The sequence below is a fragment of the Stenotrophomonas sp. YJH_SMC_6 genome (genome assembly GCF_059371335.1).
Genome location: NZ_JCAFUM010000012.1, coordinates 92,193 through 117,608, shown reverse-complemented (window position 1 = coordinate 117,608; position 25,416 = coordinate 92,193). Strand labels below are relative to the sequence as shown.

At 64.7% G+C, this 25,416-nt stretch carries 31 protein-coding genes and 6 tRNA genes; 15 read left to right on the top strand and 22 right to left on the bottom strand.

The window, feature by feature from the left end:
* Positions 1-282: 282 nt before the first annotated feature.
* The 4 genes from AC5P9N_RS14935 (at position 283) to AC5P9N_RS14920 (ending at position 4,013) form a co-directional block, all read left to right on the top strand.
* On the top strand, positions 283-1,287 hold the full coding sequence (locus AC5P9N_RS14935) for an isocitrate dehydrogenase (protein ID WP_005408261.1): 1,005 nt from the start codon (positions 283-285) through the stop codon (positions 1,285-1,287).
* A gap of 245 nt (positions 1,288-1,532) precedes the next feature.
* Positions 1,533-2,276, top strand: coding sequence for a cysteine hydrolase family protein (locus tag AC5P9N_RS14930; protein WP_049395720.1), 744 nt, complete (start codon positions 1,533-1,535; stop codon positions 2,274-2,276).
* A 53-nt stretch (positions 2,277-2,329) separates the two neighbouring features.
* The gene (locus tag AC5P9N_RS14925; RefSeq protein WP_005408263.1) at positions 2,330-3,238 is read left to right on the top strand and encodes a LysR family transcriptional regulator; all 909 of its coding nucleotides are present in this window, start codon (positions 2,330-2,332) and stop codon (positions 3,236-3,238) included.
* Between the two features lie 25 nt (positions 3,239-3,263).
* Positions 3,264-4,013 carry a sulfite exporter TauE/SafE family protein gene (locus tag AC5P9N_RS14920; RefSeq protein ID WP_059033304.1) on the top strand — a complete coding sequence of 250 codons (750 nt, stop codon included), beginning with the start codon at positions 3,264-3,266 and terminating at the stop codon, positions 4,011-4,013.
* A gap of 60 nt (positions 4,014-4,073) precedes the next feature.
* Here the strand turns inward: AC5P9N_RS14920 and AC5P9N_RS14915 are convergent, their stop codons facing one another.
* Positions 4,074-4,832: a Bax inhibitor-1/YccA family protein gene (locus AC5P9N_RS14915; RefSeq protein WP_158230134.1), complete on the bottom strand. Its 759-nt coding sequence runs from the start codon at positions 4,830-4,832 to the stop codon at positions 4,074-4,076.
* Positions 4,833-5,012: 180 nt separating this feature from the next.
* Here AC5P9N_RS14915 and AC5P9N_RS14910 point away from each other — a divergent pair.
* The 8 genes from AC5P9N_RS14910 (at position 5,013) to AC5P9N_RS14875 (ending at position 7,555) form a co-directional block, all read left to right on the top strand.
* Positions 5,013-5,089: transfer RNA gene (locus AC5P9N_RS14910), tRNA-Pro, on the top strand.
* Between the two features lie 39 nt (positions 5,090-5,128).
* A tRNA-Arg gene (locus tag AC5P9N_RS14905) sits at positions 5,129-5,205 on the top strand.
* 143 nt (positions 5,206-5,348) lie between these two features.
* Positions 5,349-6,086 (top strand): BPL-N domain-containing protein, encoded by a 738-nt coding sequence (locus AC5P9N_RS14900; protein WP_099484791.1) that lies wholly within the window; start codon positions 5,349-5,351, stop codon positions 6,084-6,086.
* A 192-nt stretch (positions 6,087-6,278) separates the two neighbouring features.
* Positions 6,279-6,355 (top strand) — tRNA-His (locus tag AC5P9N_RS14895).
* Positions 6,356-6,434: 79 nt separating this feature from the next.
* Positions 6,435-6,510 (top strand) — tRNA-Lys (locus tag AC5P9N_RS14890).
* A 197-nt stretch (positions 6,511-6,707) separates the two neighbouring features.
* Positions 6,708-6,783 (top strand) — tRNA-Lys (locus AC5P9N_RS14885).
* A gap of 246 nt (positions 6,784-7,029) precedes the next feature.
* On the top strand, positions 7,030-7,329 hold the full coding sequence (locus AC5P9N_RS14880; RefSeq protein WP_062607694.1) for a hypothetical protein: 300 nt from the start codon (positions 7,030-7,032) through the stop codon (positions 7,327-7,329).
* A 139-nt stretch (positions 7,330-7,468) separates the two neighbouring features.
* Positions 7,469-7,555: transfer RNA gene (locus tag AC5P9N_RS14875), tRNA-Leu, on the top strand.
* Between the two features lie 59 nt (positions 7,556-7,614).
* On the opposite strand, the gene AC5P9N_RS14870 is transcribed toward AC5P9N_RS14875, so the two are convergent.
* The 11 genes from AC5P9N_RS14870 to AC5P9N_RS14820 all read right to left on the bottom strand — a co-directional run bounded on the left by AC5P9N_RS14870 (position 7,615) and on the right by AC5P9N_RS14820 (position 13,422).
* Positions 7,615-8,859, bottom strand: a complete 1,245-nt coding sequence (locus tag AC5P9N_RS14870; protein WP_049417433.1) for a tyrosine-type recombinase/integrase — start codon at positions 8,857-8,859, stop codon at positions 7,615-7,617.
* Positions 8,860-8,925: 66 nt separating this feature from the next.
* Positions 8,926-9,300 carry a winged helix DNA-binding protein gene (locus AC5P9N_RS14865; RefSeq protein ID WP_005412378.1) on the bottom strand — a complete coding sequence of 125 codons (375 nt, stop codon included), beginning with the start codon at positions 9,298-9,300 and terminating at the stop codon, positions 8,926-8,928.
* Positions 9,301-10,039: 739 nt separating this feature from the next.
* Positions 10,040-10,180 carry a hypothetical protein gene (locus AC5P9N_RS14860; protein WP_005412379.1) on the bottom strand — a complete coding sequence of 47 codons (141 nt, stop codon included), beginning with the start codon at positions 10,178-10,180 and terminating at the stop codon, positions 10,040-10,042.
* Positions 10,181-10,421: 241 nt separating this feature from the next.
* Positions 10,422-11,042: an antirestriction protein ArdA gene (locus tag AC5P9N_RS14855; protein ID WP_032961789.1), complete on the bottom strand. Its 621-nt coding sequence runs from the start codon at positions 11,040-11,042 to the stop codon at positions 10,422-10,424.
* 63 nt (positions 11,043-11,105) lie between these two features.
* Positions 11,106-11,366 carry a hypothetical protein gene (locus AC5P9N_RS14850; protein WP_032961791.1) on the bottom strand — a complete coding sequence of 87 codons (261 nt, stop codon included), beginning with the start codon at positions 11,364-11,366 and terminating at the stop codon, positions 11,106-11,108.
* Positions 11,363-11,545: a hypothetical protein gene (locus tag AC5P9N_RS14845; RefSeq protein WP_032961794.1), complete on the bottom strand. Its 183-nt coding sequence runs from the start codon at positions 11,543-11,545 to the stop codon at positions 11,363-11,365. The genes AC5P9N_RS14850 and AC5P9N_RS14845 overlap by 4 nt, the downstream gene beginning before the upstream one ends.
* Positions 11,542-11,982 carry a hypothetical protein gene (locus tag AC5P9N_RS14840; protein WP_005412383.1) on the bottom strand — a complete coding sequence of 147 codons (441 nt, stop codon included), beginning with the start codon at positions 11,980-11,982 and terminating at the stop codon, positions 11,542-11,544. Before AC5P9N_RS14840 ends, AC5P9N_RS14845 begins: the two co-directional genes overlap by 4 nt.
* Entirely contained in the window at positions 11,982-12,305 is a 324-nt protein-coding gene (locus tag AC5P9N_RS14835) for a hypothetical protein (protein WP_005412384.1), read from the bottom strand. Before AC5P9N_RS14835 ends, AC5P9N_RS14840 begins: the two co-directional genes overlap by 1 nt.
* Before the next feature lie 52 nt (positions 12,306-12,357).
* A complete protein-coding gene (locus AC5P9N_RS14830; RefSeq protein ID WP_076739530.1) occupies positions 12,358-12,957 on the bottom strand; it encodes a DNA polymerase III subunit beta family protein in 600 nt (199 codons plus the stop codon).
* A 64-nt stretch (positions 12,958-13,021) separates the two neighbouring features.
* Complete coding sequence (locus AC5P9N_RS14825) at positions 13,022-13,192, bottom strand: hypothetical protein (RefSeq protein ID WP_004154558.1); 171 nt, start codon at positions 13,190-13,192, stop codon at positions 13,022-13,024.
* 68 nt (positions 13,193-13,260) lie between these two features.
* On the bottom strand, positions 13,261-13,422 hold the full coding sequence (locus tag AC5P9N_RS14820; RefSeq protein ID WP_154267699.1) for a hypothetical protein: 162 nt from the start codon (positions 13,420-13,422) through the stop codon (positions 13,261-13,263).
* Positions 13,423-14,497: 1,075 nt separating this feature from the next.
* Between AC5P9N_RS14820 and AC5P9N_RS14815 the strand changes: the two genes are divergently transcribed.
* From AC5P9N_RS14815 to AC5P9N_RS14805, 3 genes are all read left to right on the top strand, one after another.
* Complete coding sequence (locus tag AC5P9N_RS14815) at positions 14,498-14,827, top strand: hypothetical protein (protein WP_032961796.1); 330 nt, start codon at positions 14,498-14,500, stop codon at positions 14,825-14,827.
* Between the two features lie 215 nt (positions 14,828-15,042).
* Positions 15,043-15,375 (top strand): hypothetical protein, encoded by a 333-nt coding sequence (locus AC5P9N_RS14810; RefSeq protein WP_032961798.1) that lies wholly within the window; start codon positions 15,043-15,045, stop codon positions 15,373-15,375.
* A gap of 88 nt (positions 15,376-15,463) precedes the next feature.
* Entirely contained in the window at positions 15,464-15,865 is a 402-nt protein-coding gene (locus tag AC5P9N_RS14805; RefSeq protein ID WP_125899042.1) for a response regulator, read from the top strand.
* Between the two features lie 21 nt (positions 15,866-15,886).
* Here the strand turns inward: AC5P9N_RS14805 and AC5P9N_RS14800 are convergent, their stop codons facing one another.
* The 10 genes from AC5P9N_RS14800 to AC5P9N_RS14755 are packed head-to-tail and all read right to left on the bottom strand — an operon-like array spanning position 15,887 to position 25,411.
* The gene (locus tag AC5P9N_RS14800) at positions 15,887-16,339 is read right to left on the bottom strand and encodes a hypothetical protein (RefSeq protein WP_005412387.1); all 453 of its coding nucleotides are present in this window, start codon (positions 16,337-16,339) and stop codon (positions 15,887-15,889) included.
* Positions 16,336-16,644 carry a hypothetical protein gene (locus AC5P9N_RS14795; protein ID WP_005412388.1) on the bottom strand — a complete coding sequence of 103 codons (309 nt, stop codon included), beginning with the start codon at positions 16,642-16,644 and terminating at the stop codon, positions 16,336-16,338. Before AC5P9N_RS14795 ends, AC5P9N_RS14800 begins: the two co-directional genes overlap by 4 nt.
* Before the next feature lie 9 nt (positions 16,645-16,653).
* The gene (locus AC5P9N_RS14790) at positions 16,654-17,151 is read right to left on the bottom strand and encodes a hypothetical protein (RefSeq protein WP_065426719.1); all 498 of its coding nucleotides are present in this window, start codon (positions 17,149-17,151) and stop codon (positions 16,654-16,656) included.
* The gene (locus tag AC5P9N_RS14785) at positions 17,148-17,339 is read right to left on the bottom strand and encodes an LPXTG cell wall anchor domain-containing protein (protein ID WP_005412390.1); all 192 of its coding nucleotides are present in this window, start codon (positions 17,337-17,339) and stop codon (positions 17,148-17,150) included. The genes AC5P9N_RS14790 and AC5P9N_RS14785 overlap by 4 nt, the downstream gene beginning before the upstream one ends.
* An 8-nt stretch (positions 17,340-17,347) precedes the next feature.
* Complete coding sequence (gene terL, locus AC5P9N_RS14780; protein ID WP_032961836.1) at positions 17,348-19,012, bottom strand: phage terminase large subunit; 1,665 nt, start codon at positions 19,010-19,012, stop codon at positions 17,348-17,350.
* Positions 19,013-19,020: 8 nt separating this feature from the next.
* Positions 19,021-19,266, bottom strand: coding sequence for a DNA packaging protein (locus AC5P9N_RS14775; protein WP_032961803.1), 246 nt, complete (start codon positions 19,264-19,266; stop codon positions 19,021-19,023).
* Positions 19,263-19,532, bottom strand: coding sequence for a phage holin family protein (locus AC5P9N_RS14770; protein ID WP_005412393.1), 270 nt, complete (start codon positions 19,530-19,532; stop codon positions 19,263-19,265). Before AC5P9N_RS14770 ends, AC5P9N_RS14775 begins: the two co-directional genes overlap by 4 nt.
* Before the next feature lie 26 nt (positions 19,533-19,558).
* Positions 19,559-20,044, bottom strand: a complete 486-nt coding sequence (locus AC5P9N_RS14765) for a hypothetical protein (protein ID WP_126411773.1) — start codon at positions 20,042-20,044, stop codon at positions 19,559-19,561.
* Complete coding sequence (locus tag AC5P9N_RS14760) at positions 20,044-22,848, bottom strand: tail fiber domain-containing protein (RefSeq protein ID WP_005412395.1); 2,805 nt, start codon at positions 22,846-22,848, stop codon at positions 20,044-20,046. The genes AC5P9N_RS14765 and AC5P9N_RS14760 overlap by 1 nt, the downstream gene beginning before the upstream one ends.
* 25 nt (positions 22,849-22,873) lie before the next feature.
* On the bottom strand, positions 22,874-25,411 hold the full coding sequence (locus tag AC5P9N_RS14755; RefSeq protein WP_005412396.1) for a phage tail fiber domain-containing protein: 2,538 nt from the start codon (positions 25,409-25,411) through the stop codon (positions 22,874-22,876).
* Positions 25,412-25,416: the final 5 nt, after the last annotated feature.

Here is a 25,416-nt window from a genome sequence, read left to right as displayed (position 1 = left end):
CCTGGCCGAGGTTGCCGGCCAGCGGCCGGCACTACCGGGCCCGCGAGGGGGCCTGTCCCGCGATCCAGCAGCCCAGGAGCCCCTTCTTGTTGAAGGGGCGCGCCGACAGGCGGGGGTAGAGGAAGAATGCGCGGGCAATTCTGCCTGAGCCGGGCACTGGGACCATGGTCTATTTGGGACCTCGGCCCCGTCTCAGGCATAATTGCCGGTGAAACTTCCTTTGCGCCGGCGTTTCCGGGCACGTCCGGACGGCGTTTTTCCCCCTGTTCGGAACATCGATCAATGACGCAGAAAATTACGGTCATCCGCGGCGACGGCATTGGCCCGGAAATCATGGACGCCACCCTGTTCGTGCTCGACCAGCTCAAGACTGGGCTGGAGTACGAAGACGCCGACGCCGGCCTGGTGGCCCTGGAAAAGCACGGCGACCTGATGCCGGCGGTGACCCTGGAATCGATCGCGCGCAACAAGGTCGCGCTGAAGAGCCCGCTGACCACCCCGGTCGGTGGTGGCTTCACCTCGATCAACGTCAGCCTGCGCCGCCATTTCGACCTGTACGCCAACGTGCGTCCGGCCCACACCTTCCCGAACACCAAGTCGCGTTTCGACAACGTCGACCTGATCACCGTTCGTGAGAACACCGAGGGTGCCTACCTGGCCGAAGGCCAGGAAGTGTCGGCCGACGGCGAGACCGCCTTCTCCGGCACCCGCATCACCCGCAAGGGCTCCGAGCGCATCGTGCGCTACGCCTTCGAGCTGGCCAAGAGCACCGGCCGCAAGAAGGTCACCGCCGTGCACAAGGCCAACATCATCAAGTCGACCTCGGGCCTGTTCCTGAACGTCGCCCGTGAAGTGGCCGCGCAGTACCCGGAGATCGAGTTCCAGGAAATGATCGTCGACAACTGCTGCATGCAGCTGGTGATGCGTCCGGAACAGTTCGACGTGATCGTTACGACCAACCTGTTCGGCGACATCATCTCCGACCTGTGCGCCGGTCTGGTGGGTGGCCTGGGCCTGGCCCCGGGTGCCAACATCGGCAAGGACGCGGCGATCTTCGAAGCCGTGCACGGCACCGCGCCGGACATCGCCGGCCAGGGCAAGGCCAATCCGTGCGCGCTGCTGCTGGCAGCCGCGCAGATGCTGGACCATATCGGCCAGCCGGAAAACGCCGAGCGCCTGCGCAAGGCCATCGTGGCCACCATGGAAGCCAAGGATTCGCTGACCGGCGACCTGGGCGGTACCGGCACCACCATGAGCTTTGCCCAGGCCATCGCCAGCCGCCTGTAAGCGGCCGGTCGACCTCGGTTGGATCCACAGCGGGGCGCCTTCGGGCGCCCCGTTGCGTTGTGGGCTGACTGGTAGATCCACGCCATACGTGGATGGCGTGGCTTTGGTCCGCAGCCACCCATGGGGTGGCTCTACAGGGGGTTGTCTGTGCGTATCTCGCACAGATCATGTGCTGTTGCACGGCTGGTTCGTGCGCCATCCGCTCCGCATCCTGTGCCCACTTTCCACTGCACAGGAGTCGCTCCATGAATCTCACCGCCTTCGGCCTGGCCAGCCTGATCGGCATGGCCGCCACCACTCCGGTCGCTGCCGCCGAGCCGGCCCATCCCACCATCCGCCATATGGCGGGCGCGCCGGTCGCGACCTCGCTGGATGCGGCGAAGACCGCCGTGCTGGTGATCGACTTCCAGAACGAGTACTTCGATGCCAAGACCGCGCCGGGCTTTGCCGGTGGCCGCATGGTCATTCCCGATGGCGTGGCCGCACTGCGCCAGGCCAAGCGGGTGGTCGCGTTCGCCGATGCCCACGGCATCCGCGTGATCCACGTGCAGCACGTGTTGCCGGCCGGTGCACCGCTGTTCGCGCAGGGCAGCGTCAATGCCGACTTCCATCGCGACCTGCAGCCGCGCAAGGGCGAGACGGTCGTGCAGAAGGACAACGTCAGTGTGTTCGCTGGCAACTCGGCCGCGGTGCTCGACACGGTGCTGAAGGATGCCGGCATCGACACCCTGATCGTCACCGGCCTGCAGACCCATGCTTGTGTGGCCGGTGCCGCGCGCGACGCGGCGGCCGCACCCCGTGGTTACCGGGTGATCGTGTCGTCCGATGCCAGCGCCAGCCGTGACCTGGACCTGGCCGGTGGCCAGCGCATCGATCATCGCGCGCTGCACGATGCCTCGCTGGCGCAGATCGAAGACGCCTTCGGTGATGTCATGAGTACCGACGCGATCCTGGCGTTACCGGTGCGCAAGGCCGGCGACGGCGCTTGATAAGCTGGCAGGGCCCGCATGCCGTGGGCCCCGCCACATGGAGCTGCCCGCCGATGGATCACTTCGCCGCCCTGCGTGCGCTGCGCGCCATCGTTGACGCGGGCAGTTTCACCGCGGCCGCTGAACGCCTGGGGACCACCCACTCGGCGATGTCACGGCAACTGCGCCAGCTGGAAGAGCATCTGCAGGTTCGCTTGCTCGATCGCAACAGCCGCAGGCTGTCATTGACCGAGGCCGGGCGCGACTACTACCGCGAGGCGGCAACGCTGCTGGACCGCCTGCAGGAGGCGGACGACCGTGCCCGCGCCGGGCAGGCGCAACCCAGTGGCAGCGTACGCATCAGCGTGCCGCAGGTCGTGGCCAGCCAGGAGTTGCCGCATTGGTTGCCGTCGTTCCTGCAGCGTTACCCGCACGTCTCGTTGGATCTGTCGGCCGATGATCAGCTGGTCGATGTCGTCGGTGGTGGGTTTGACCTGGCCCTGCGCATCGCGCATGCGTTGCCGGACAGCCAGCTGGTCGCACGTGAACTGGCCAGCTGCCCTCGCATCCTGGTGGCCGCGCCAGCCTACCTGGCGCGTCATGGCCTGCCGCGTCAGGCATCGGATCTCGCGCAGCACACGCTGCTGGGCTTCAGTCCCACACCGTCAATGCCGCCTTGGCAGCTGCAGGGGCCGCGTGGTGCCAGTGCGAGCGTCGAGGCCGGGCAACGCCTGCGCGTGGATGCGACGCCAGCGTTGTACGCCGCCGCGCTGGCTGGCATGGGCATCAGCCTGTTTACTGCGCTGACCGTGCAGGAGGACCTGCGTGCCGGCCGCCTGATCCGTGTGCTGCCTGCCTGGCACGCCGGACAGCGGCGCTACTTCGCGCTGTATCCGCATGCACGTGCGCTGGCGCCGAAAGTGCGCGCGCTGGTCGAGCACCTTGCGGCGCACTACGCTGCACAGGTGGGCGCGGCAGGGTAGTCGCGCGGTTGCAGCCGAGGTGGTGATGGAGTCGGTGTATCTGCTGGTCGCACTGGGCGCGATCGTCGCCGGATTCGTGCAGGGCCTGTCCGGCTTCGCCTTTGGCATGGTGGCGATGTCGTTCTGGGCATGGGGGCTGGAGCCGCGACTGGCGGCCACGCTGTCGGTGTTCGGCGCGCTGGTCGGCCAGCTGGTCGCGGTGTTCACTGTGCGCCGCGGATTCAACCTGCGCCTGCTGCTGCCGTTCGTGCTGGGTGGGCTTGCCGGCATCCCGCTGGGCGTGATGGTGTTGCCTCAGCTGGACATGGACTGGTTCAAGGCGCTGCTGGGCGGCTTCCTGGCGTTGTGGTGCCCGGTGATGCTGATGGCGCGCTCGTTGCCTCCGGTCCGCGTCGGCGGCCGTATCGGTGATGCGATTGCTGGCATGGCCGGTGGCGTGCTCAGCGGCATCGGCGGCTTCGCCGGGCCGGTGCCGACGTTGTGGAGCACGCTGCGCGGCTTCGGCAAGGACGAGCAGCGAGCGGTCATCCAGAACTTCAATCTGGCCATGCTGGCGGTGACCATGGCCACCTATGTCGGCAGTGGCCTGGTGAGCCGGCAGATGCTCCCGTACTTCGCCATCGTGGCGCCAGCCATGCTGGTGCCGACCCTGCTGGGCGCGCGCGTCTACATCGGCATCAGCGAGCTGCGCTTCAGGCAGGTCGTACTGGGCCTGCTGACCGCATCCGGCATCGCGTTGCTGGCCTCGTCGCTGCCGACGCTGCTGGTGCGCTGAGGGAGGAACGAAAAAGGGCGCCACGAGAGGCGCCCTTTGTCGTCTATGGCATGTTCCGACTCAGCGCTGCTGGATCTTCGACAGCAGGCGCAGGAACTCCACATACAGCCAGACCAGGGTCACCATCAGGCCGAATGCGCCATACCACTCCATGTACTTCGGCGCGCGCTGGGCCACGCCGGTCTCGATGAAGTCGAAGTCCAGTACCAGGTTCAATGCGGCCACGACCACCACGAACAGGCTGAAAGCGATGCCCAGCCAGCTGGCGTCATGGATCACCGGCACGTTGATGTTGAAAAAGCCCAGCACGAACGATGCCAGGTAGAGCAGGGCGATGCCGCCGGTGGCGGCGACCACGCCCATCTTGAAGTTCTCGGTGGCCTTGATCACGCCGCTGCGGTACGCGACCAGCAGGGCGGCCAGGGTGCCGAAGGTCAGCAGTACGGCCTGGAACACGATACCCGGGTATTTCATGTTGAACAGCGCCGACACGGCGCCCAGGAACAGGCCTTCGACCAGCGCGTACATCGGCGCGGTGACCGGCGACCATTCCTTCTTGAAGATGGTGATCAATGCCAGCACCAGGCCGCCGATCGCGCCACCGATGGCGTACAGGCTTGCGCTGCCGGAAATCTGGCCGTACTCGTCGACCGCCTGGCTCCAGGCGAACGCCGCGGTCAGCACGGTCAACAACAACAGGATGCCGGTCTTGTTGGCGGTGCCGTTGAGGGTCATCACCTGGTCGGGGCTGGTCACCACCGAGCCGCTGGCGAGGTCGAGGAAGGTCGACTCGGAAAGAGCCGGGTTGCCGCTGCGCATGCGTGTTCTCCGTGCGGATGAGGGGCTGGACGGCCATCCGGCCGATGACCGGGAGCATAGCCGATGGCTGCACGTGGTGCCCTGCCAGGCGTCGGGTTCGAGTCGCCCGCGTTGACAGTTCATGATGCGCTTGGCCACAATGACCAGCTCCCCGGGCCTGGCTCGAGGGGATTGCAAGACCGGGGTATAGCGCAGTCTGGTAGCGCGCCTGCTTTGGGAGCAGGATGTCGGGGGTTCGAATCCCTCTACCCCGACCAATCCCACATCACGTCGGATTGGACGCCGTTCCGGTCCGGGCGCCCGTAGCTCAACTGGATAGAGCACCGGCCTTCTAAGCCGGCGGTTACAGGTTCGATTCCTGTCGGGCGCGCCATTTCACCCATCTCCTGCACGTCCTGTTGTTACCGGCCTCTGCCTGGTCCTGCGCTGTGTTGGCGCGCATTCAATCTGGTCCGTCGTGGCCGAGGCATAGTCGGCCTGCCCCATGCCGGGGTGACTGCGCTGAGCCATCCCTTGATGAACACCGTTGCGCGATCGCGCTGTCTGCTGCTGGCGATGGGCCTGGGGCTTGCCGTGCAGGCGTCCGCCAATGCCCCCGTGATTGCGGTCTACCGCGGCGAGGCCGGTTGCCCAGGGTGTTCGGAGGCCGTCGAACAGGCCATCCATCGTTCGCGTCCGGACTACCACGTGGTGTTCGTCGGCCCGGGCGAGGCCGTCGATGTCGATTCGCTGGCCACGTCGCGCTACCGGGCCTATGTGCAGCCGGGGGGCGGGCAGGACATCGACGCCGCGATGGCGGCGGTGGGCGAAGAGGGGGCGGCAGTCATCCGTCGTTTCGTCGATGCAGGCGGAACCTACATCGGCCTGTGCATGGGGGCCTACCTGGCCGGTGCATCGCATCTGGGCCTGCTGGCGCAGGACCTGGACGCCGAGGCCGGCAGGCCGGGATTCCCGGTACAGGATGAAGACGATGCAGTGATTCCCGTCGTCTGGGACGGGCGTCGCCAGACGGTGTACTTCCAGGACGGTCCCTACCTGCCGAAGGCGCCACGCGACCAAGGGTTCAAGGTGATTTCCCGCTACACCAATGGCGACATTGCGGCTGCGTCGTATCGCCACGGGAAGGGCAGGGTGGTGCTGTCGGGACCCCATCCGGAAGCGCCGACGCAGTGGTTCAAGATGGCGGAAATCCCGCTTTCGCAGATGCCGTTGGCCGATCTGTTCAAGTCACTGCTGGATGAGGATCGGCGCTGAGACGGGCGCGTGCGCAGCGCGACACGGGCCGGAATGGCGACCGGCACATCAATGTGAAGAAATGCTTGCAATTCCTTCGCGACTCCCGGAAAATGCCGGACTCGCTTCAGGGGACGGCCTTCTGGTCCCACCCGGTCGCAACGCATCAGGTTCCACTGCTGGCAGCATCGGCAGGGAGCAGAAGTTTCAGTGGTGGCTGTAGCTCAGTTGGTTAGAGTACCGGATTGTGATTCCGGTGGTCGGGGGTTCGAATCCCCTCAGCCACCCCACTGTTTCAACCGTATCGGCGCAGCCGGAGCGGTATTGCAATAAACAGAATGCACGTTACAATGTGCGTCTGAGTTTCACGGGCCGTTAGCTCAGTTGGTAGAGCAGTTGACTCTTAATCAATAGGTCCAAGGTTCGAATCCTTGACGGCCCACCAAGACAGAAGCCACCTGGTACGCCAGGTGGCTTTTTTCTTATAAGTGTGACCCCGTCATTTCGATGGATCACGCGCTGAAGCGCTCCGCCTGGCGGGGTTCTGCAGCGGCAACGGGACTGCAGCGCTGGTTTCAACGATGTTGAAAAAAGTGCTTGCACCCACCGAGCGGATCGGGTCATAATTCGCGCCCCGATTTCGGGCTGTTAGCTCAGTTGGTAGAGCAGTTGACTCTTAATCAATAGGTCCAAGGTTCGAATCCTTGACAGCCCACCAGACGAAAGCCACTTGGTTCGCCAAGTGGCTTTTTTCTTGCTTGTTTGCCGGGTTGCGCTTCATCCACGCATGGCGTGGATCTACTGAAGCGGCGCATGGCGCGGATCTACTGAAGCGGTGCTGAAACCAGGGGCATGTGCGTCATCAGTGTTCTCAATGCTGTGCGCTGCTTCTCACCGCATTGCCTCTTTCATCGCACCCAATGGATCTTCCGCGCCGAGGGCGCATGTACGAAGGAAGAAGCTGATGACCGATATCAACCGACTGTGCCGGATGGCGTGGGTTCCTTTCGCGTTGCTGGCGCTGGTGGCCTGCGCACCTGGCAGTGACCCGTCGAAGACGGTCGAGCGCGATGCGGGCACCGGGGCCGTTCCGGCGCGCCCGATCGCCGGAGTCGCGCAGCCGGCATCGCTGGCGGAGGGTGGGGCCGCCAGCGAGGCTGTGGACCTGCGTCGTACCGATGATGGTGGCGTGGACAGCCGCAAGGTGGATGCGGCTGGGCAGGGCGCTGACGCATCTGCGCCCCCTGCCGCGGCGAAACACTGAGTCGCTGCCGTCCCGAACGGTCGCCTGACTTTCGGGACGGCCTTTGGCGCGGACGATGTGCTCGCCTGTCATGTTCAGTTTTGTGCAGGCCTTCCGATTCCAGTCGGCGCCTGCGACAATGAACGCCTGTGCCGGCCACGCGAAAGTGGCGGAATTGGTAGACGCCCTGGATTTAGGTTCCAGTGAGGGTGACCTCGTGCGGGTTCGAGTCCCGCCTTTCGCACCATCTGGCCGAGCACAGATTGCCTAAGTGATTGAAAAATAAGCTGGCGACGGTCAGTTGTCCTATTGGATTCCCGCTTTGGCAATTGATCCCTGTCTCGGAACGTCACCTGTTCCGTTCGAGGCGGCTGGGAGGCGGAACTGCTCCAGTGCAGACATGCCTTGGAGCGATTGCTCGGCCAGTACCTTCGCGTAGACCGCTGAGGTGGTCTGGATGTCGCGGTGTCCGAGCCACTCCTGCACGAGCTTGATGTTGCCGGTCGCCAGCAGCAGCCGAGTGGCGCACGTATGGCGGAGCGCATGCGGTACGCACTCCTTCTCGGAAGCGAGATGTGTCCCCTTGATGGCCCATTGCCACAGCCGGTCGGCGCGCGTGCGATTGAGCATCGTGAAGGGGCCGTCCGATGTGGCCGCCAGGGCGTCCTTGCGCCGCTGTAGAACCTCGGCGACACGGGCGGTGCAGGGTAGGGTGCGGGGACGCCCCTTCTTGAGCGTAGCGTGCCGCCAGAAGCGGACGTGGAGCCTTCCGCCCTGATCGACTACTTCGGACCACCGGATGCCGATGGCCTGGCTCATGCGGCAGCCCAGGTCGGCGAGGCACACGAACAGGTCGCGGTAGTCCGCCCCGTCGCGCACCCGTGGGTGCCCTCCGGCAGGGCCGTTCGGGAGCGTGTCCCACTCCAGCAGCCGCGCCAGGATCAATTCCTCGTCCTCAACGTTCAGGACGAACGTGCGTGCGTTGTCCCTCTCGTCGGCCAAGCTGTACTCGGGCAGCTCTCCCAAGAACCGGCCGGCCTTCCTCTCGCGTTTCAGTAGGGCAAGGAGGCACTGCATCTTGCGGTTCACGGTGGCGGGAGCCGCCTTGTCGGCGAGCATGCGCTGCGCCATGTCGTTGACCGCGGCCTGCGTGATGTCGTTGATGGGCGTTTCCTCGCCCAGGTAGCTCTGGACCACCTTGCAGTTGGTACGCACGGTGTCGATGGACCGGAGCTTGCCCCAAAAGTTGCGGTCGTCCAGCGCGTCGTCCATCGCGTCCTTGAGGGTGCGCTGGCGGACCTTGGCCTTCGCCACGGCCATCTGCACCGACCGGGACTTGCCCCGAATCAGCTCCCGCAGCGCGTCCTCTGCAATCTCGGGGTCGTCGCGCAGGGCGTCGAGGACCGCCTGCTCCTTGCGCTCGGCTGCCACGCGGTCGCGGGTGCCGGTGGACAAGCGCACGCGCCGGTATCCCTCCTGCACGTCGAGCATGTAGTAGCGCTTATCGGGCGCACCCGGCTTGGGCGCGGTCCCTTTGAGGCGAAGGGCCATGTGTATCTCCAGAAATGAAAAAGGCCCGCACTAGGCGGGCCTCGGGGCACAACGGGGTGTTGGGGGTTAGGCGGCTGCGACGCGCGCCGTCACCTTGCGGTTGACACGTTCTGCGAGCGAAGCCAGCCAGTGCAGCGCCTTGGTCGTCGGGAAGATCAGGTTGCGCTTGCGGTAGGCGGGATCAGGGCGCTGCTCTAGGAAGTCAGGCCCCGGCTCGCGGTTACGCTTGATAGACGACAGGTCGAGCACATTGCGGCTCACTGCGGAGGGAGAGAGTCCGCCGAGGACGCGCTCAAGGTCCACCTGCTGAATGCCCGGCTCGTCCACAACGGCGAGTAGGGTGAGGATGCGGGTGGCGGTGATGTCCTCGTCGATCTCTTCCCGGAAGGCTGACAGTGCGGTTGTGAGAATGGCCGTCAGTTCTTTCTGCGAGAGATTCATGGTGCGCTCATTTTCCGTAAGGGGATGGTTCCCCCTTGGGAAACCATCAGGGTCTATCTTGGAGCCGCAATGTAAGGATTACAAGGCCCAAGCCAATGTTGATGGCATTCTTGCCAATTTTGTCCATCCAGAAACCACGCTGCCAAGGCGTGGGGGAGGGGTCGATTCCGATCTCATATCCAAAGGCTTTCACGAACAGGTCCAGGTACTTCTGCCCTGCGAAGGGGCCGTCCTGTCCCCTGCTCACGGCGTTGTAATGCGCCGCCACCCCCGGCTGCGCTCCACAAAAAGGTCTTACGTTTCAGTGTTTTAAGAACGGTAGTGCCAGCATCGCCGCCAGGGTCACAATGGCCCCGACCACGGATGCAAAAAACAGTCCTTGCCCTACGCGGACTACCGCGCTGGCTATTGTCCGTCTCACCGTACTCATAGACTGAGAACGCCCCCCTGGTCGTCTGCGGATGCGCAGCCCGACAGCATGACGCTGCCGTCGGGCAGACTACAGGCCACAATGATGGCGCGTCCGTAGGAATCAAGTACCACGGGAGAGATTGATCCCGACTGGTGCAGTGAAGTCATGGCCGCGGGGTCTCCGTTGGGGCCGCGGGTGGGACCGGATACGACACCCGCCAGCCACAGTCCTCGGGGACGACCGAGAACTGGACGCGCTCGTTGAGTAGGCCGAGCATCGCGCGGAGAGCGCCGCGCTTCTCGTTATGGTCGAAATTGATGGTCCGAATCATTCGGGCACCTCGTAGGTCCGTTCATGCAGGACCAAAACCTCCCGCTCGAATACCAAGAACGGGCCGAACTGGTGGACGCGGAGGGCCACGTTGACGATCACCAGGGTCGAGTTTGCGGTGAAATCTGCGTTACGCATATGTAAGTCTCCTGTTATGCAAGTGCTACAAATGGAACAATGAGTGCCAAATATCGAGATTGGCCTTATGATTAGGGCTGAAGGGCGTGATCGCCACTCCCGACCCCAAGGACCGTTCGATGATTGACCCCCGCGTAGAAGTCGCCATTACGGCCCTTCACCTAGTCGTATGGGTGTGGACTAGCTCGGTGCCGGCGCATCGCACATACCTGTATTGGCGCAGGGTCTTGCGGAAGCGGCGTTAGCGGCTCCAGAAGTAGAAGCCGCTCACCTCAAACGCGTCACCGTTGAGCCGAATGTCGCGGCCATAGCTCTCGTAGTCGAAGTAGCGGGAGAGGGCGTCGGGCACGCCGTGGAGAAGCCCCGATTCGTCCACATAGTTCTCGGCAAAGTCGGCCCAGCTATCGAACTGGCCCACGTAGGCTTCGTGGAACTGCTCCACGGTCACATCGTCGAGGCCCTCGTGGTCGCAGAAGGCCGTGTAGGCAGCGCGTTCGGTGTCGTTGTGCAACTCGTCCAGCCGCTCTTGCAATGCGCACAGCTTGTCCAGGTCGGGGTGCTCGCCCCAGGTATCCCCGAACACGTCGTCGTAGTCGTGGACGGCCCACTCCTCGGCGCTGGCGACCTTGCCGCTTCCGCCACACGCCGTGCATTCCGCCCCGCCGAATACTCGGGGGACGTATGTGGTTCCAGTACCGCCGCAATCCGGGCAATCAACGGTCACGTTCGGGTGCGGCGACTCGCGCAGGATGCGGGCAATCTCATCGCGCACGTCGTCGGCGTCGCGTCCCTCCAAGTCGATCCACTCGCCGTGCAGGACGCCAGCGTTATATGAGGCAAGGCAGGCAACGTAGATTTGCATGGTGTGCTCCAGAAATGCGAAGGCCCGCACTAGGCGGGCCTCGGGATCAGGGGTGGTTATCGGTCAGTGCGCCCAATCGGGCTTGACGTTCAGCAGGTAGGCGGCGGCCACTGCGCGGGCGGTGTCCTCGTCGGCCACGTCGGCAATCCACCACCAGCGGTCCTTACCGGCCCAGCGGTAGACGCCCCAAAACTGCGCGGCCATCGGTGCGCAAGGCTCGACGCTCCCGTCGAACTCTTGGCGGGGACCGTAGGAGACCGATCGGTCGCCCAGGGTGACCAGCTTGTCACCGGCAGGTACAGCCAGCTCGTTGTCATTGCTCATTGCGACAGGCCCTTTGCGTGTTCGATGGCGCGATCCAGTGCGCCGGGGATGTTGTGAAAAATGCCGTGGCGTGTCGAGTGGGTGAGGCCGATTTTGTAGACCTCAAAATGGTTCGGCCCCTTGCGCAGCACCCATGCCTTTTCGGTCTCGAACAAGATGTCCTCCTCGCGGTAGCTCATCGCGCGGCTCCCATGCCCTCGGCGATCCATGCGCGGGCCTGCTGCTCGGCGCGGGCCACGCCATCGGCGGTCTCGTGGTTGATGCCGTTCCTCGACAGCCACCCGCCCAGCGGGTCGGCGATGTCGTAGGCCCAAACGCCGCTCCACTGCTCGCCGACCTCCTGCCAGAGGCGGTGCAGCATGCGCGCCACCTCGACAAGAAATTCGGAGTCCTCAATGCCCAGCGGCGCGGTGCTCATCGGCTCGGGCCACGTCCACCCGCTCGCCAGCTGCGCGAGGTCGATGGGGTCGAAGTCGGTATCCCTGATTGCGCGGTTGACCACGGTGGCGAACTCCTCGGCTTGCTGCGGCGTCATCGCGGTCGCCGCCAGTTGTTCGTGATAGCGCCCCGGCTGTGCCAGGAACACGTTGCGGGTTCCGTAGGTGCGCAGTTCCATCACAGCACCCCCAGCCCGCGCAGCACCGGCATCACCAGCGCGTTGGTCTCGTCGTTGTCGCTCCAGTCGCTCGCGGCGTCGTCCCCGTTCTCCCAAATCAGGAGCACAAACCCCGCCTTTGTTGCGTCCGGGCGGTAGAACCGCAGGTGATCGTGGTCGGTAGAGGCGAGGGCCTCCAACACTTCTTGCCGGTCGCGGCTGTGCCGCACCGTGGTTTCTTCGCCGTCGTAGACGCCGAGCGAGTAACCAGCGGCGAGGGCGGCATCCACCAGCGCCACGGCTATGCGCTTCGCGCTCTCGGGGGCGTAGTTGTCGAGGTTCATGGCTTTCTCCGGGCAACAAAAAAGCCGCCTTGCGGCGGCTGATGGGTTCGGGTTAAGCGCGGAGCGCGTCGCTGCACAGGGCTTCCGGGTATGACGAGTCGCGCATTGGCATGACGATCAAAGACGCGCACCTGATGCTCGGATCGGTGATGCCGCCAATACCGAACATGGCCGCCACGTCGCCGCCAGTCACCGGAATCAGTGAAGTGGCCTTGCCGCCGAATGCCTTGCAAATTACACCGGCCGCCTTCACTACGCCTTCGAGGACGGCAGGCGCGAATCCGGACAGCTTGAGTTCGTTCGGCTTGGACACCGCAGCACGCCAGTCCGGGTAGGTTCCATCAACGGCAGCAAACTCAATGGCCTGGCCTCCGCGCTCCGCCTTGAACCGGCTGGCATCGTCCACGGCGCTGAAATAGACATCGCCCTTCATCTTGGCGACCAGCTCGCACGCATTGCGCGGCACGATGATCTTGCCAATGTCCCACGGCAGGCTGGTACGCACCACAAGCATGCGGTGGCCGTCTGTAGCAACGATGATCGCACCATCGGCGTGCGACTCAATCAGCACGCCATTCAAGTAGAAGCGAACGTCATTCTTGGGGGCCACATGCAGAGCGGCGGCGATCAGGGCGGAAGGAATTTTGTTCATAGCTTTCTCCGGGCAACAAAAAAGCCGCCTTGCGGCGGCTTCGGGGGATTGGGGTAGGGCGCTGTTAGAGGAACAGCTTGGTCAGCGTGACGATGCCAGCCACAAAGGCCGTGGCGACCACCAGCGGATACCACCGGGTCTCCATCATCAGCTTGTCGCTCTCGCGGTTGATCTTGCGAATCTCAGCGGTGAGCTTGCGCACTTGCAAGTCCTCCAGTGGTCCATTGGTGCTCATGGTAGCTCCAAAAAAGACCCGCCGTCACACGTCGGCGGGGTGTGGAAAACCGGGTTGACGAAAGGGGATCAGATGACAACGGGGGATGGACAAGGCGCAACTTGGGTGCGGTTCTTGTGTGCCTGGCGCTCCCGCTCGTTGAGTCGGGCGCGGTGCTCGCGGATGCCGCGGCGGATGCAACCGGCCACGTAGTAGTCGCGGGCGGTCATATCAAACGGGATCATCGTCATGGGTTGCTCTCCAGTGAATCGGACCACCAAAACGCCCCATCACAACGGTAGGGGCGCTTTGGCGGTCAGACTCATGCTCGTAAGGCATGGAATCTGACCGTCGCCAGCTTCCGGGAGCGCCTCCAGCTCGCCTAGGAATCCCGTACAGATGGCCCCGCTCTTTCTGGCGGTGACCCGGTATCCGTGGCGGCCTTCATCGGCCCTTACACTTCCCGGCGCGGCTAGTGTTCCCAGCTCCCCGCGTTCTGCCGTGGGCGGCGCTCCTGCCTGCCCCTTTCCTACTGTCCCGACCGCACCCTGCGGCCGTTGTTCGATGGTGGGCATTATGCCCTTTTGCTCCCGGTTTGTCAATCACTCCCGGTAGGGGGATGGTTGAGCCGGACGTTACCTGCGGTGCGCTTAGGGGCCTTTGGGGCTAGTCCTCAGTGCTGGCGGGATAAGCTCTAGGTGCTGTCGATCCATCGGTCGCACGTCTGTCGCCGCCTTTTCCGCTGCCGCCGTGTTGCTGGCGACGGGTATAGATTAGATCAATCCCCGCATGGCTGTCAATACCCCGATGGCAACGATTTTGGATGGTCGCAGGGAGCGCCTAGCGCGCGCGTGGGGAGCTTCTATAGGCGGGGCGGTAGGGGTGCCCGTGGCGGGCCTTGCGTGGGCCGTGGTGGCGCATTGGCTGGCCGTGGTGGGCGGCAGGTGGGCATAGGCCGGGCAGGGTGTGCCGAGGTGGTCGGCAGGTGTGCCGAGGTGGTGCCGAGGTGGGCGCGTGGCGGTCAGGGCAAAAAGACAGATAGGGACAGACAGGGGCGCGAACGTTTGAGCGCGGATGTCCGCAGGTTGCCCAGGTATCGCATGGGATTGCCTAGGCACTGGATACCTAATCCGGTGGTTCACCTTTGGAATCAGTAGGTTAGCCGAGGTGGTGACGCCGCAGGTGACGCGAAGGGGGCGCATCGTGCCTTACGCTACAGGGGGCGACCCCCTACGGGGGGTGATCGCGCCGTTCCAAGTAGTTGGATACTCCTTCGGAAATTTGCCGCAAACCTTTCGACCACCTCTGTCACTTCGAGGAGACGTTATGTACGCCCGCCGATACACGATAAGAACCGCTACCGCGATCACCGTCCTGGCCTTAGTGCTCGCAGGACTCCCTGCCGCGTACTTTCAGACCGGCGTAAGGAGCGCTGAGGAGTTGCGTTCCTGGAACGAGCAGATCATCGAGAACGACGCCTCGCCGCAGGTGTTGGTTGATGAGGCGGTGCGGACGTTTGACGCCGCGACGAATGACCTCATCAGCAACCGCAATTCCCGCAACCTGTTTCTCCAGCTCGCTTTGGGCATCCCGGCGCTCGCTTGGATTGGTGCGGGCGTGGTGCTATGGGTCATCAAGGATGGGACGGAGGTCTAGTCCGCCGCAGTGGCACCCAAGGAGGACAGAGGAACACCCCAGGAGTGCATAGGAGAACTGTAGCTCTACTTGATGGTGAATACCAATGAATAGAACTCTATAGTCCTGCTAGAGTAATACTTAGGTCTTACTATGATAGCACCCTTGTCAAGCCCTCCCAGTGCTCCGTGGTCGAATAAACTTAGCGGTTGGCATAGACATTACAACGAGCATCTATGGCATCGCTCAATACCCTCCTCATTCGCTTGGCGGCGCTGGTCACTGTCCTCTCGCTGGTCTGTGCTGGAGTGCCCGCCGCATATCAGCACGCGAAGCTTCGAGCAGCACGGGAGCTGGTCGAACGTACCCGCGAGGTCATAAACGATGACACGACCGCGTACAGCGTGGTGGCCGATGCGGTGCCAATTCTGGATTCTGCACTGACTGAGGCCGCGCAGCACGAGCACATGAGAGGCCTACTCGTGGAATTCACGATTGGCGTCCCGCTGATCGTTTGGTTTGTCGTCTTGGCTGTAATGTGGTGGTTCAAGGATGAAGAATTGGCGTGATAGCTGAACTGTTCACTTTCAGGTAGAGTCGTTTCCTGTCTTTTAACTGGCCGTCGTGTACGGTACGAACCGTTTGGGGAACGTAGGCGTGGGAGAACGCGCGATGGCTACGGATGCATACAGCCAGGGTCGGCTCGGCTCGTTGTTGGTCATGGAAGATGATCCTGACCTCTCAGGGATGTTGAAGGAAATCCTGGCGATGCAGGGTTACGAGGTCGATGTGGTCGCCTCCGCTGCCGATGCATTCGACCGCATAGAGGCGAAAGCATTTCACGCGGCGATCTTAGACATCCAGACGCAGGACGGAGCATCAATGTCCGTCGCCGATTACCTGCTGTCGCACCGAATTCCCTACATGTTCGCGTCCGGGGTGCCGAACCCGCAGCTCCCTGACGCTCACCAGTGGGCGACCTTTCTCCCGAAGCCGTACCGCATCAAAGAACTCATGAGCGCCCTTGATAGGACTCGCCAAATCGGCATTCCTGTTTAGGCGCGTCCATGCGCCAGTAGTTCAGGTCCGGCGTTTTAGGAAACGCTTTGTAACCGTGTCGTAGGTCTGCACCGGAGGACCGCTGTAGAGGTCCGTCGAGCAGGCCATGAGGACTGCTTCGGTCGCGTTGTGGCCTGCCTTCATGGCGGCCAGGGCAATCGCACCACCACTACCGGCGACGAGGAAGTCGCGCCGGAGGTCGAGAGGGAGACCGTCGTGGTAGAAGGCCACCGGGTTGTCCCGCAGGCCGACCACGAGGATCGTGTACTCGCCCTTGGTCAGTTCGTCGAATCCCTCCGACAGCTCGCGCACGGCTCGCTGGATGTGGGAAGTGGTGCCCGCGCCGAACACCACCAGGTCGCGCCCGGTGGTGTCGGTGGTGCGGTAGAACTTCTCCTCCTCGTACCGCAGATCACCAGCGGTGACCTGCGAGTCGATAGCAACGAGCCGGCCGTCAAAGGCCAGCGTGGTCACTGCTTGATGTGCTCCCGCCAGTAGCTCGGGGTGAACGCAGCCCACTCGATGTCGTTCACGTCATCCCACAGGCGCTCCGCGGCATTCCGCAGGTGCTCCCACAGGCCGCCGAGGACGACGTAGGGCAGCGCCAGGAACACGACGACGAACAGCCAGCCGGTGTAGGTGCGACGGGAGGTCTCGCGCAGGCGCTCCAGGAGCCACTGCGAGGCGAGGGCAATGCGTAGCGCTACGTACCCCTTAGCGCGCTCGTAGGCGCGCACCAGGCGCTCGCTGGCGCGGTTGTAGATGGTCTTGAAGTTCATGGGTTCCGGTTAGGTGTTGCGGATGGTTGCCAGGGCCTTCGCGTAGAGCGCGTCCCAGGTGTCACGGTGCGGCTTGCCCGGCCGCCAGTTGCGGACGTAGTAGTCCCATGCGGCCTGGGGGTTACCCAGGGCGGGCAGCGGACGCGGATCGGTGAACAGCAGCAGGCGAGCGAACGCACAGGCGAGCACGTCGTCGGAGGCGAGCGCCTCGTTGACCGCAGCGGTCGAGGGACGCTCCAGACGCGCGGAGACGAGCTGTGAGGCGCGTGCGGAGGTCGCCGGGTGACGGAGTACACCTGCGGTGCCGCCGCCCGCCTCGAACTGCCAGAAGCCGCGTGCGGGGCCTTTGATCTGCCTGCGGTGCTCGAAGCGAGATTCCTGGAGACCAATGGCGAGCAGCATGACCTTCGCTTCGGGAGTGAAGGCCACGCCGGGGAGCAGCCGGGCCGCCGCGGGGATCAGGTTGTCCCTGACCTCCACGAGGCTCGGCAGCTTTGCGTCGGTCATACCGGCGCGTAGGGGTTCGACTGGCCGCCCTGGGTGTGGCAGCAGGGAGCGTGGTTGCAGTCGCACGGCGTTACCGGCGCGGGTGCGCTCGGGCCGTCGTTGTCGTCGTCGTTCTTGCGGCGCAGGAACAGGTACAGCAGGCCAGCGGCGGCGAGCGCCATCAGCCACGCAGCGAGCGTGTTGGACATTGGGTCTCCTACAGGATGTCGAGGTAGTTGTCGGGTGACGGCATGCGGCCGGTCACGGACTGGATGAAGGAGGCGTACTCGCGGTCGAGCAGCTCCTCCAGGTAGCGCTGCTCCTCCTTGGACACGTCTCGGGAGAGCTGGTCGGCCCAATACTTCACGGCCATCGCCAGCGCTTCGAGGCGGTCGTCGTGGCGCAGTGCGCCGCGGTCGCGCGTGATGCGCGTCAGCTGGTAGCACAGCTGGTACTTCTGTTCGGACTTCTGATCGGCGCGGATGATCGAGGCATCGACCACCAGGCGGTGCTGGTTCAGCACCGGCTCCAGCACGTCGATGATTCGGTTCTCCTTCGAGGTGCCGTAGTGCTTCACCTCCTCGATGGAGCACGGGTACACGCGCGCCAGGACGCCGGAGAGCATCTTGGCGAACATGCCGTCACCGAAGTTCGCCTCAATGAGGACTGCGGAGACCTTCTCGGCGCGCGCGATGTGCGCCAGGGTCTCCAGCGTGTCGTCGTCGTAGCCGCCCTTGGTCGCACCAGCGCGGCGCGCGTAGAGCATGCCGCGAAGCATGCCGACGACCGCGTAGCCGGTTTCGTCGCCACCTCGGCCCGAGGGGTCGATGGCGAGTACCTTGCCGGTGAACTCCTCCATTTCCGAGGCGAGGTACATGGGCCGGTACAGGCGGTCGCCAGTGAAGCCCACGGACGGGATGTCGCTGACGATGTACTCCGGGCCGCTGCTGTAGACCACGCGGATCGGAGCGACCTCGCGGTCCACGTCCATCACGATCAGGTCGGACAGCTTGAGCGGGTACTTCTCGGCGTCGGACAGCGACGCATCGAGCATGAACTGGAGCATGAAGCCGGAGCGTCCGTAGGACGCCTCGCGCTCCATCAAGTCCTCATCGGAGAAGCGGACGCTCTCGCAGTTCTTCCAGGCGAGCTTGGGGTTCGCGTCGAACGCATCGGCGATCATCGGCGCGAGGCGGTCGCCGTACACCTGACGGTGCTTGGTGTCCTTCGGGTAGCGCGCAGGCCAGATGCGGATGACGTAGCCGCGCTCGGGCAGCTTGTTGTAGAGCGACTCCTCGGTCTGCGGAGTGCCGAGGTAGATGATCTCGCCGCCAGGCTTGAGCACCGCGTCGAACTCCTTGACCAGCTCGGCGAGCTTCTCGCGCTGCACGACGGTCATGGAGTTCTTTGGGACTTCGATGTCGTCCGCGATGATGGTGTCGGCGCGGGAGCCGGTGAGCTGGCCGTTGATGCCGACCGACTTCACCGAGGGCGACTGATCGGGCTGCGCGGGACCGACATCGAACGCCAGGTTCGAGTTGCGCTGGTCGGGACGCGGGCGCAGGTGTTGCAGCTCAGGCAGGGTTTCGATCAGGCGCTTGACGAACACCGAGAACGCATCGGCGCGTTCCTTCGATGCCGAGACCACCATGATCTTGTGCTGGGGGTCTTTCCAGAGGAGCCAGCAGACGTAGGCGGCCGTCACCCAGGACTTGCCGACGCCGCGGTACGCCATGATGACGCGACGGCGCGGGCCGGTTTTCAGGAACTCGCAGATGTCGTACTGGATCGGAGTGGGGCTTGGTAGCCCCAGCTCCTTCCAGACGTACCAGGCGAAGTTGCGGAAGTCCTCGAAAGGGTGACGAACGTGGAGGCTCGTCATGCCCTCCATCAGTTCAGCCGCCCATCCTCAGCGGGATCGAACGGGAACTCGGACACCTTGTCGGCCAGCTTGCCCAGCGGTGAGCCGGGCGGCGTGGCCGCAACGTCGATGCCGTTGTCCTTGAGAAACTGCCGGGCCACGTTGAGGATCGAGGCCAGGCCCTTCGCGTCCGACTCCATCGAGTCGATGGTGTCGGCGAGCTTGTCAGCGACTGCGGCGTGCAGTCGCTCCAAGGCATCCTTGGGGGCGGTCACTTGTTGACGACGCGGTTCAGTACGGTCTCCAGCGCGGACGTGCCGAGCGACGCCAGGATGCACGCGAGCGCGACCTGGGCGACGAAGGAGACGCCGGGGATGAAAATGACGATGGCACCAGCGGCAAGGCCGGTAGCGCCAGAGAGGATTGCGCGGCCGAGCGCCTGCTTCCAGGTGATCGGATCGTTCGACGTGAGCATCTTTGCGATGCCCACGATGAGGCCGACGCCCGCGAGAGCGCCGACCAGCTTCACTTCATCGTGCATTAGGTCTCTTGTAGGTGGTGGATGCGTTAGAGCGGACGACCGAAGCTGTACTCGTAGTTGCCGGTCAGGGTGATCTGCGTGACGCCATCGGTGACGACGACTGTGAACTGCCCCATGCGGGAGGTGTTCCGCCCAGAGGCGGTCACAGTGCCACCGAGGCCGCTGCCGGAGATCGACGCGCCGCCTGTGACGGAGCGGGAGACCACGGAGTAGTTGCCGGTGCCGCCCGAGCAATAAACGCTGAACGACTCGCTGACCGTGCCGTTGGTGGACTGAGGCCAGTTACCCATCAGGTAGCTCGGCGACAGCGATGCTTGGAACGGCGTCGCCTTGACCGCGTTGTAGAACTGCGAGGCGTAGATCGGGCCGCTCGTGGGGACGCCGTAGTTGGCCGGAACGTCGGGCACCAATCCACGTCCTCGGTAATACTGGTCCGCGTAGATCGGGTAGCCGCCGCCAAACTCGGCGCGGATCATTTCCCAGGAGATAGGGCCGGAGCCGGGGAGGGCCATCAGGCACCTCCCCCAAGGTCCGCGACGCGCTTACGCAGCGCCTGCACCTCAGCGATAAGGAAGGGAATAGCCTTCTCCCACTGGATCGTCTTGATGCCGTTTGCGTGCGTGGCGACCATCAACGAGTAGACCTCCTCGGCCTCCTGCGCGATGCCGCCGACCTCGTGATCCGCGCTCGGGTGGAACGTGGGATTCAGCTCGGCGATTGCCTTGGCATCCCAATCGAACTCGCGTACACGGAAGCGGTCGAAGAAGTCGGCCACCTTGGAGGCCGAGGCGTCCACGATGTTCTTCTTTAGACGCGCATCGGACGCATAGGCGACGATGTTGCCCGTGGCGACCCAATTGTTGCTGCCGTCGCGGTAGGCGCACCACGAGAAGGCGTTGCTGGCGAGGAAGCCGTGGTTGTTGTCGTTGCAATGGAGCCAGTGCGTGGTCCCGTTGTCGGAGTCGTAACAGGTGATGGTTGGCGAGTAGCTCTCCAAACGGAGGTCGCCACCGCTACCGCCTGGGCCAGCGATAAGGAATCCCTTGCCGCCGTAGGTGCGAACCCAGGTGCTGTCCTGCATCCAGATGCCGCCGCCGTGCGCTTCCGAGTACCAGCCGGTGCCGGACTGCTGGGAGCGGAACCAGCCAGCGTTGAGGTAAATCTGATCGCCGACCGTCAGGCGGCCCGCAATGTTCGCAGCACCGTTCCAGTACAGGTTGTACCAGCTGTTCGTGTTCACGCGGGTGATCGAGCAAACGTCATCGCCAGCGCCGTTCGTTCCGTGGATGTACGCGGTTCCCGCTGCACCCATGCCGGTCAACCGCAGCGGCGCGCCATAGGCCAGAGTGACCTGCCCGGTGAAGGTTGCGCCACCCAGGCTCGCCTTGCCGTCCAGTGCGGACTGGAGGCCGCTGACGTTTGCGATGGTGTGCGTGTGACCGGCGTCGGCCTTTCCTGCCGGGTTGAAGTTCGCCGAGGTCCAGACGGTGCCGCCAGCGTTGAGGGACGCGACGCCACCCGTGCCATCGCCGAATCGGAACTCCAGCGAGTTCGCAGCTGGCGGCACGTACACATAGCGATCCAGCGACCCCAGGTACATGACGCCGGACGTGGCCTCGCCGCCAAATCCCTGCACACGAATCTGCCCGGAGGCGAACGTCTTGACGCCACCGATGGACTGATCGTCGGTCACGTTGACGACGTTGGCGATCTCGGCGGCGGTATGCGTGTGGCCGATTGCCGACTTCCCGTCGAGCGCCGCTTGCAGCCCGGTTACGTTTGCGATGGTGTGCGAGTGGGACGCCGCCGCTTTGCCGTCGAGCGCGGACTGGAGGCCGGTCACGTTGGCGATGGTGTGCGTGTGCGTCGCCGCCGCCTTGCCGTCGAGCGCCGTCTGCGTCGCGGTGCTGATCGGCTTGTCGAGGTCGGCGGTATTGTCCACCTTGTCGAGGCCGACCTGCGCCTTGGTGTGCGTGTGGGTGCTCGGCGGGTAGGTCGTCGGCTTCCCGGTGACGTGGGTGTTGAAGTCCACGTCGTCGCGGGTCGCCAGCGCGCCCAGGCCGCCGATGTCGCCAGCCACGAGGGTCACGTCGCCCTGCTTACCGGCGACGCTGGTGACCTGATCGGTGTTGTCGATCTTCTCCCAGGTAGCGCCGTAGAGCGCCTGGTCGCCGACTCGCCAGTGGATGTCGCCCACAGTGCCTTCGCCGACCACCTTGTAGAAGTGACCCTTCACCGGGTTGGCCGGGAACGCACCAGTGCCGGCATCCCACGATCCCATGTAGACCAGCGAGCCAGTGACGGCAGCCTGCGCCTGGGCGGCCCAATGCTTCGCCGAGAACTCGCCCGGCGAGACCTCGGTGCCCTGCGGCGCGTTCGCGTACAGGCCAGCCTTGTCGCGGGCAGCCTCGGCAGCGGCCTTGGCCGACGATGCGGTCTGCGCCGAGATCGAGGCGGCAGACGCCGAGCCGGACGCAGCGGAGGCATGACCGGCTGCGGTGGTCGCCGAGCCAGCAGCCTCGCCAGCCTTGGTCGCCGCGGCGGACGCCTGGGCTTCCGCCCGGTTGGCCTGGGTGGTCGCCTGAGTGACCGAGGTCGCTGCGGCGGTCGCGCTGTCGGCGGCTGCGGCAGCCGATGCTGCGGCAGCGGTGGCGTCAGCTTCCGCGCGGTCGGCCGCGTCGGTCGCATAGCCCAGGATGGTCTGCGCCTGATCCCGTGACGTGGCGGCAGCAGTCGCCGCTGCTTGCGCGTCGGAACGCGCCTGACCCGCTGCGGTGGCCGACGTGCCCGCCTGGCTTGCGGAGCCAGCCGAAGCCAGCGCCGAGGTGGCCGAGGCCGTCGCCGAAGCGGCGGCGTCCACTGCGGAGCTTGCCGCCTCGGTCGCGCTGTCGGAAGCCTCGGCCGCCTTGGCAGCAGCGAAGGTCGCCGCGTCGGCGGTGGCCTGCACGTCGTCGTCGATGCTCGCGGCGGATTCCGCAGCGCGCACGGCGGATGCTTCGGCAGCGTCGGCGAAGCCAGAGGCGTCATCTGCGGACGCCTGCGCGGCGTTCGCCATGCCGGTTGCCACGGACACCAGGTCGCGCACCTGCACGACCGAGCCGGTCAGCTCGTCGGTCAGCCCGGCCACGTCCTTCTGGAGCTGCGGGAACGAGGGGAGGGTGTGGTTGTTGCCCAGGCCGTCCGTCACGACGACGGTGCCTTCCTCCTGAGTCAGCAGCGCGATCATCTGATTCTCGCGCCGGTTCCAGCGGTCTACCAGCGTCGAGAGGCGCGAGGCCAGCTCGGCGTTGGAGACGTAGCCGGGGGTAGTGCTCATGCGGTGCTTGGGTTCTCTCTGAGGGTTATCGGATGCCGAAGGCGAAGCCGCCAATCGACGTGATGAGGTAGTTCGGGTAGGCCGGGGCGTCGTAGCCGTGGACCTGCGGAGGCGGGCTGGATGCGCGGCACCGCACGCGGAATGCGCGGGCACCGCCTGTCCATGCGCCGGACGCCGAGAGCGTCACCGACTGCTCGTAGGTGTAGAAGTTGGACGCAGTGAAGGTGTTGCCGTCGCCGCCCATCTGCTGAATCAACGCGCGGTACATCGGCGGCTCGTGCGAGGCGATGACGACCCACACAGAGTCGCGCAGCTCCTCCAAGATGACGTGCAGCCCGTAGACGCGCGTGTTCGCGGTGACGGTCACCGACACGGAGGGCGTATGACCCTCGCCAGCCAGCACCGGAGCGCCGAGCCAGAACTCGTGGATCGCCACCCAATCGCCGAGCGGGATGAAGTTGTTGCCCGCCTGGTAGCAGAGGCTCGTTGCCCCGGTCCACCACACGCCGGTCGCCGACTGGAACTGCCCAACGATGTTGGGAGCATTGACGCGGCCTCGGAAGAACGCGCCGCCGTTGCGGTCCACGTAGAACACCGCGTTGTTGGCGTTCTTCGCGCCGGAGCCGACCCACAGGGGCCAGTCGCCGAGGTTGGAGATTTCCACGCGGAACTCGGCAGCGTTGACGATGTTGCCGTTGCCGTCGAGGGTGTGGGTCTTGAACGTGCCGCCGTTGATCGTGCCTGCGTTTGCCGTGAGCGCGGCCAGGGAGTTCACCCTGATCTTGTCCGCAGTGATCGTCCCGTCCACCACCAGCGCACCCTGGATGCCCACGGTGGACTGGCCGCCGACAGTGCCGATCACGAACGGATACTTGATGCTCGCCAAGGTGCCGCCCGAGGTGTACTGCGGGTGGACGAAGGCGAAGCGATCCGCGGTGACGATGAAGTCGCTGCCGGTCTGCGGGTTGGCGGAGAGGGCGATACCGGCGACCACGGGGACGCCGTTGATGGTGCCCGCGTTGATCTTGACCGAGTAGTTGGCCTGCCACTGACCGTACATGCCGGAGTGCTGCCCGGCGACCACGTTGAACTCCTGCCGGATGGTGGCGAAGTCGCCGTCCTTGAACGCCTGGACCTGCGTGGCCGCGATGGCCTGTGCCTGCTCGGCGGTGATCTTGGTGGTGTTGAGCTGCTGCACCAGCGCGCCGGTCGGAGAGGTGACATCCAGGTCGGCCTTGCGCCAGCCGGTGCCATCCCAAATCTGCGTCAGGTACGCGCCGGTCTGCACGGTCTTGACCCAAAAGGTCGGAACCTTGAAGCCGCCAGCGGGCGGGGAGGGCTGCGCGTCCGAGAAGATCGTCGGCGCGGTGCTGGTCTCCAGCGTGGATACCTGGGAAGCCAGGGCTTCGCGCGCGGACGCTTCGGTGTCGATGCGCTGCTCGAAGGCGGCCGAAACCGCCGACACCTGGCCGTCGATCTCATTGGCAATCCCCTGCGGCACGTTCGCGCCGTAGCTGGCCGCCATCTGCTGTCGGAATGCCGTGTTGGCACCCTCGGCGTCCGTCAGGGCTTCGGTGGTCTCGGCCAGGCCAGCGATGTTCTCGCCGTGGCGGACTACTGCCGTCTCAACGTCGGACACGCGGGCCTTGGTTGCGTCAACCTCGGCCATGACCGCGGTGCGGACCTGCGCCGCGCTGTCCTCGATCTCTGCGCCGAGGCGCTGCTCGGTGGCCGCACGCGCCGCTTCGGTGGTGCTCTCCACCTCGTCGATGCGCTGGTTGAGCGCTGCGGAGATCGTCTTGCCGTTCTCGACCACCTGGCCTTGCAGCTCGGTGATCGCCTCGACGCGCGCGGAGCGCTCGTCAGCGATGGCGCGATTGACCTCCAGGAATCGTGCCTGGCTACTTTGCTCGCCGTAGTCCACCCGCGCGAACAGGTCGATGATCTGCTGCGCGATGACCTTGTTGCCTTCGGTCAGCAGTCCGATCTCGTGGGTGGCCGTGCTGATCTTGTCGCCATAGTCGCGCTGCACGTCGAAGAACTCGTGCGAGCGCATGATTTCCTCCAGGATCGCCTCGGCGTTCACGTCGATAAGGTCGATGCGGGTCAGCAGGTCTTGCAGTGCTGGCGAGCGGAGGAGCTGCTCGATGATTGCGTTGAGGTCCGGGTCGCCACCGGGGTTACCGGGGCCGCCACCGGGGAGGCCGCTGCCACCACCGAACTCGGCGAGTTCCTGGTGTGCGTACAGCAGTTGGCGGAACGACTTGGACAAGTCGCGCGCCGGGAGGTTTGCGCCTTCCTTGTAGTTGACCAGGAGGGCGTCAATCGGCGTGAATCGCCGGATGGTCACAGTGTAGGGTGCGTCGAGCACGCCATCCTGCGACGGAATCTCGATGGTGCTGGCGTCCACCCACGACACGGAGACAGCGCGGGCCGCGTCCGGTTCACCGACGAACGCCCGGATGTGTTCGCGGGCGATGTACGGGAACGGCACGGTGAACCGCGTAGGGCCTCCCTCGTAGGTGTAGAGCACGAAGGAAAGGCCGCGCGATAGTTCGATCATGCGTC

What these genes read in the sequence shown, in the direction of transcription:
- AC5P9N_RS14850 (WP_032961791.1), bottom strand. Translation starts at nt 11,366, where the DNA reads ATGAGCAATGACAACGAGCTGGCTGTACCTGCCGGTGACAAGCTGGTC.
- AC5P9N_RS14770 (WP_005412393.1), bottom strand. Translation starts at nt 19,532, where the DNA reads ATGCACGATGAAGTGAAGCTGGTCGGCGCTCTCGCGGGCGTCGGCCTC.
- AC5P9N_RS14815 (WP_032961796.1), top strand. Translation starts at nt 14,498, where the DNA reads ATGTACGCCCGCCGATACACGATAAGAACCGCTACCGCGATCACCGTC.
- AC5P9N_RS14845 (WP_032961794.1), bottom strand. Translation starts at nt 11,545, where the DNA reads ATGAGCTACCGCGAGGAGGACATCTTGTTCGAGACCGAAAAGGCATGG.
- AC5P9N_RS14835 (WP_005412384.1), bottom strand. Translation starts at nt 12,305, where the DNA reads ATGAACCTCGACAACTACGCCCCCGAGAGCGCGAAGCGCATAGCCGTG.
- AC5P9N_RS14790 (WP_065426719.1), bottom strand. Translation starts at nt 17,151, where the DNA reads ATGACCGACGCAAAGCTGCCGAGCCTCGTGGAGGTCAGGGACAACCTG.
- AC5P9N_RS14765 (WP_126411773.1), bottom strand. Translation starts at nt 20,044, where the DNA reads ATGGCCCTCCCCGGCTCCGGCCCTATCTCCTGGGAAATGATCCGCGCC.
- AC5P9N_RS14825 (WP_004154558.1), bottom strand. Translation starts at nt 13,192, where the DNA reads ATGAGCACCAATGGACCACTGGAGGACTTGCAAGTGCGCAAGCTCACC.
- AC5P9N_RS14915 (WP_158230134.1), bottom strand. Translation starts at nt 4,832, where the DNA reads ATGCGCAGCGGCAACCCGGCTCTTTCCGAGTCGACCTTCCTCGACCTC.
- AC5P9N_RS14840 (WP_005412383.1), bottom strand. Translation starts at nt 11,982, where the DNA reads ATGGAACTGCGCACCTACGGAACCCGCAACGTGTTCCTGGCACAGCCG.
- AC5P9N_RS14830 (WP_076739530.1), bottom strand. Translation starts at nt 12,957, where the DNA reads ATGAACAAAATTCCTTCCGCCCTGATCGCCGCCGCTCTGCATGTGGCC.
- AC5P9N_RS14760 (WP_005412395.1), bottom strand. Translation starts at nt 22,848, where the DNA reads ATGAGCACTACCCCCGGCTACGTCTCCAACGCCGAGCTGGCCTCGCGC.
- AC5P9N_RS14920 (WP_059033304.1), top strand. Translation starts at nt 3,264, where the DNA reads ATGGAGTCGGTGTATCTGCTGGTCGCACTGGGCGCGATCGTCGCCGGA.
- AC5P9N_RS14755 (WP_005412396.1), bottom strand. Translation starts at nt 25,411, where the DNA reads ATGATCGAACTATCGCGCGGCCTTTCCTTCGTGCTCTACACCTACGAG.
- AC5P9N_RS14925 (WP_005408263.1), top strand. Translation starts at nt 2,330, where the DNA reads ATGGATCACTTCGCCGCCCTGCGTGCGCTGCGCGCCATCGTTGACGCG.
- AC5P9N_RS14785 (WP_005412390.1), bottom strand. Translation starts at nt 17,339, where the DNA reads ATGTCCAACACGCTCGCTGCGTGGCTGATGGCGCTCGCCGCCGCTGGC.
- AC5P9N_RS14880 (WP_062607694.1), top strand. Translation starts at nt 7,030, where the DNA reads ATGACCGATATCAACCGACTGTGCCGGATGGCGTGGGTTCCTTTCGCG.
- AC5P9N_RS14865 (WP_005412378.1), bottom strand. Translation starts at nt 9,300, where the DNA reads ATGAATCTCTCGCAGAAAGAACTGACGGCCATTCTCACAACCGCACTG.
- terL (WP_032961836.1), bottom strand. Translation starts at nt 19,012, where the DNA reads ATGACGAGCCTCCACGTTCGTCACCCTTTCGAGGACTTCCGCAACTTC.
- AC5P9N_RS14935 (WP_005408261.1), top strand. Translation starts at nt 283, where the DNA reads ATGACGCAGAAAATTACGGTCATCCGCGGCGACGGCATTGGCCCGGAA.
- AC5P9N_RS14870 (WP_049417433.1), bottom strand. Translation starts at nt 8,859, where the DNA reads ATGGCCCTTCGCCTCAAAGGGACCGCGCCCAAGCCGGGTGCGCCCGAT.
- AC5P9N_RS14900 (WP_099484791.1), top strand. Translation starts at nt 5,349, where the DNA reads ATGAACACCGTTGCGCGATCGCGCTGTCTGCTGCTGGCGATGGGCCTG.
- AC5P9N_RS14930 (WP_049395720.1), top strand. Translation starts at nt 1,533, where the DNA reads ATGAATCTCACCGCCTTCGGCCTGGCCAGCCTGATCGGCATGGCCGCC.
- AC5P9N_RS14820 (WP_154267699.1), bottom strand. Translation starts at nt 13,422, where the DNA reads ATGACGATGATCCCGTTTGATATGACCGCCCGCGACTACTACGTGGCC.
- AC5P9N_RS14795 (WP_005412388.1), bottom strand. Translation starts at nt 16,644, where the DNA reads ATGAACTTCAAGACCATCTACAACCGCGCCAGCGAGCGCCTGGTGCGC.
- AC5P9N_RS14860 (WP_005412379.1), bottom strand. Translation starts at nt 10,180, where the DNA reads ATGCGTAACGCAGATTTCACCGCAAACTCGACCCTGGTGATCGTCAAC.
- AC5P9N_RS14855 (WP_032961789.1), bottom strand. Translation starts at nt 11,042, where the DNA reads ATGCAAATCTACGTTGCCTGCCTTGCCTCATATAACGCTGGCGTCCTG.
- AC5P9N_RS14810 (WP_032961798.1), top strand. Translation starts at nt 15,043, where the DNA reads ATGGCATCGCTCAATACCCTCCTCATTCGCTTGGCGGCGCTGGTCACT.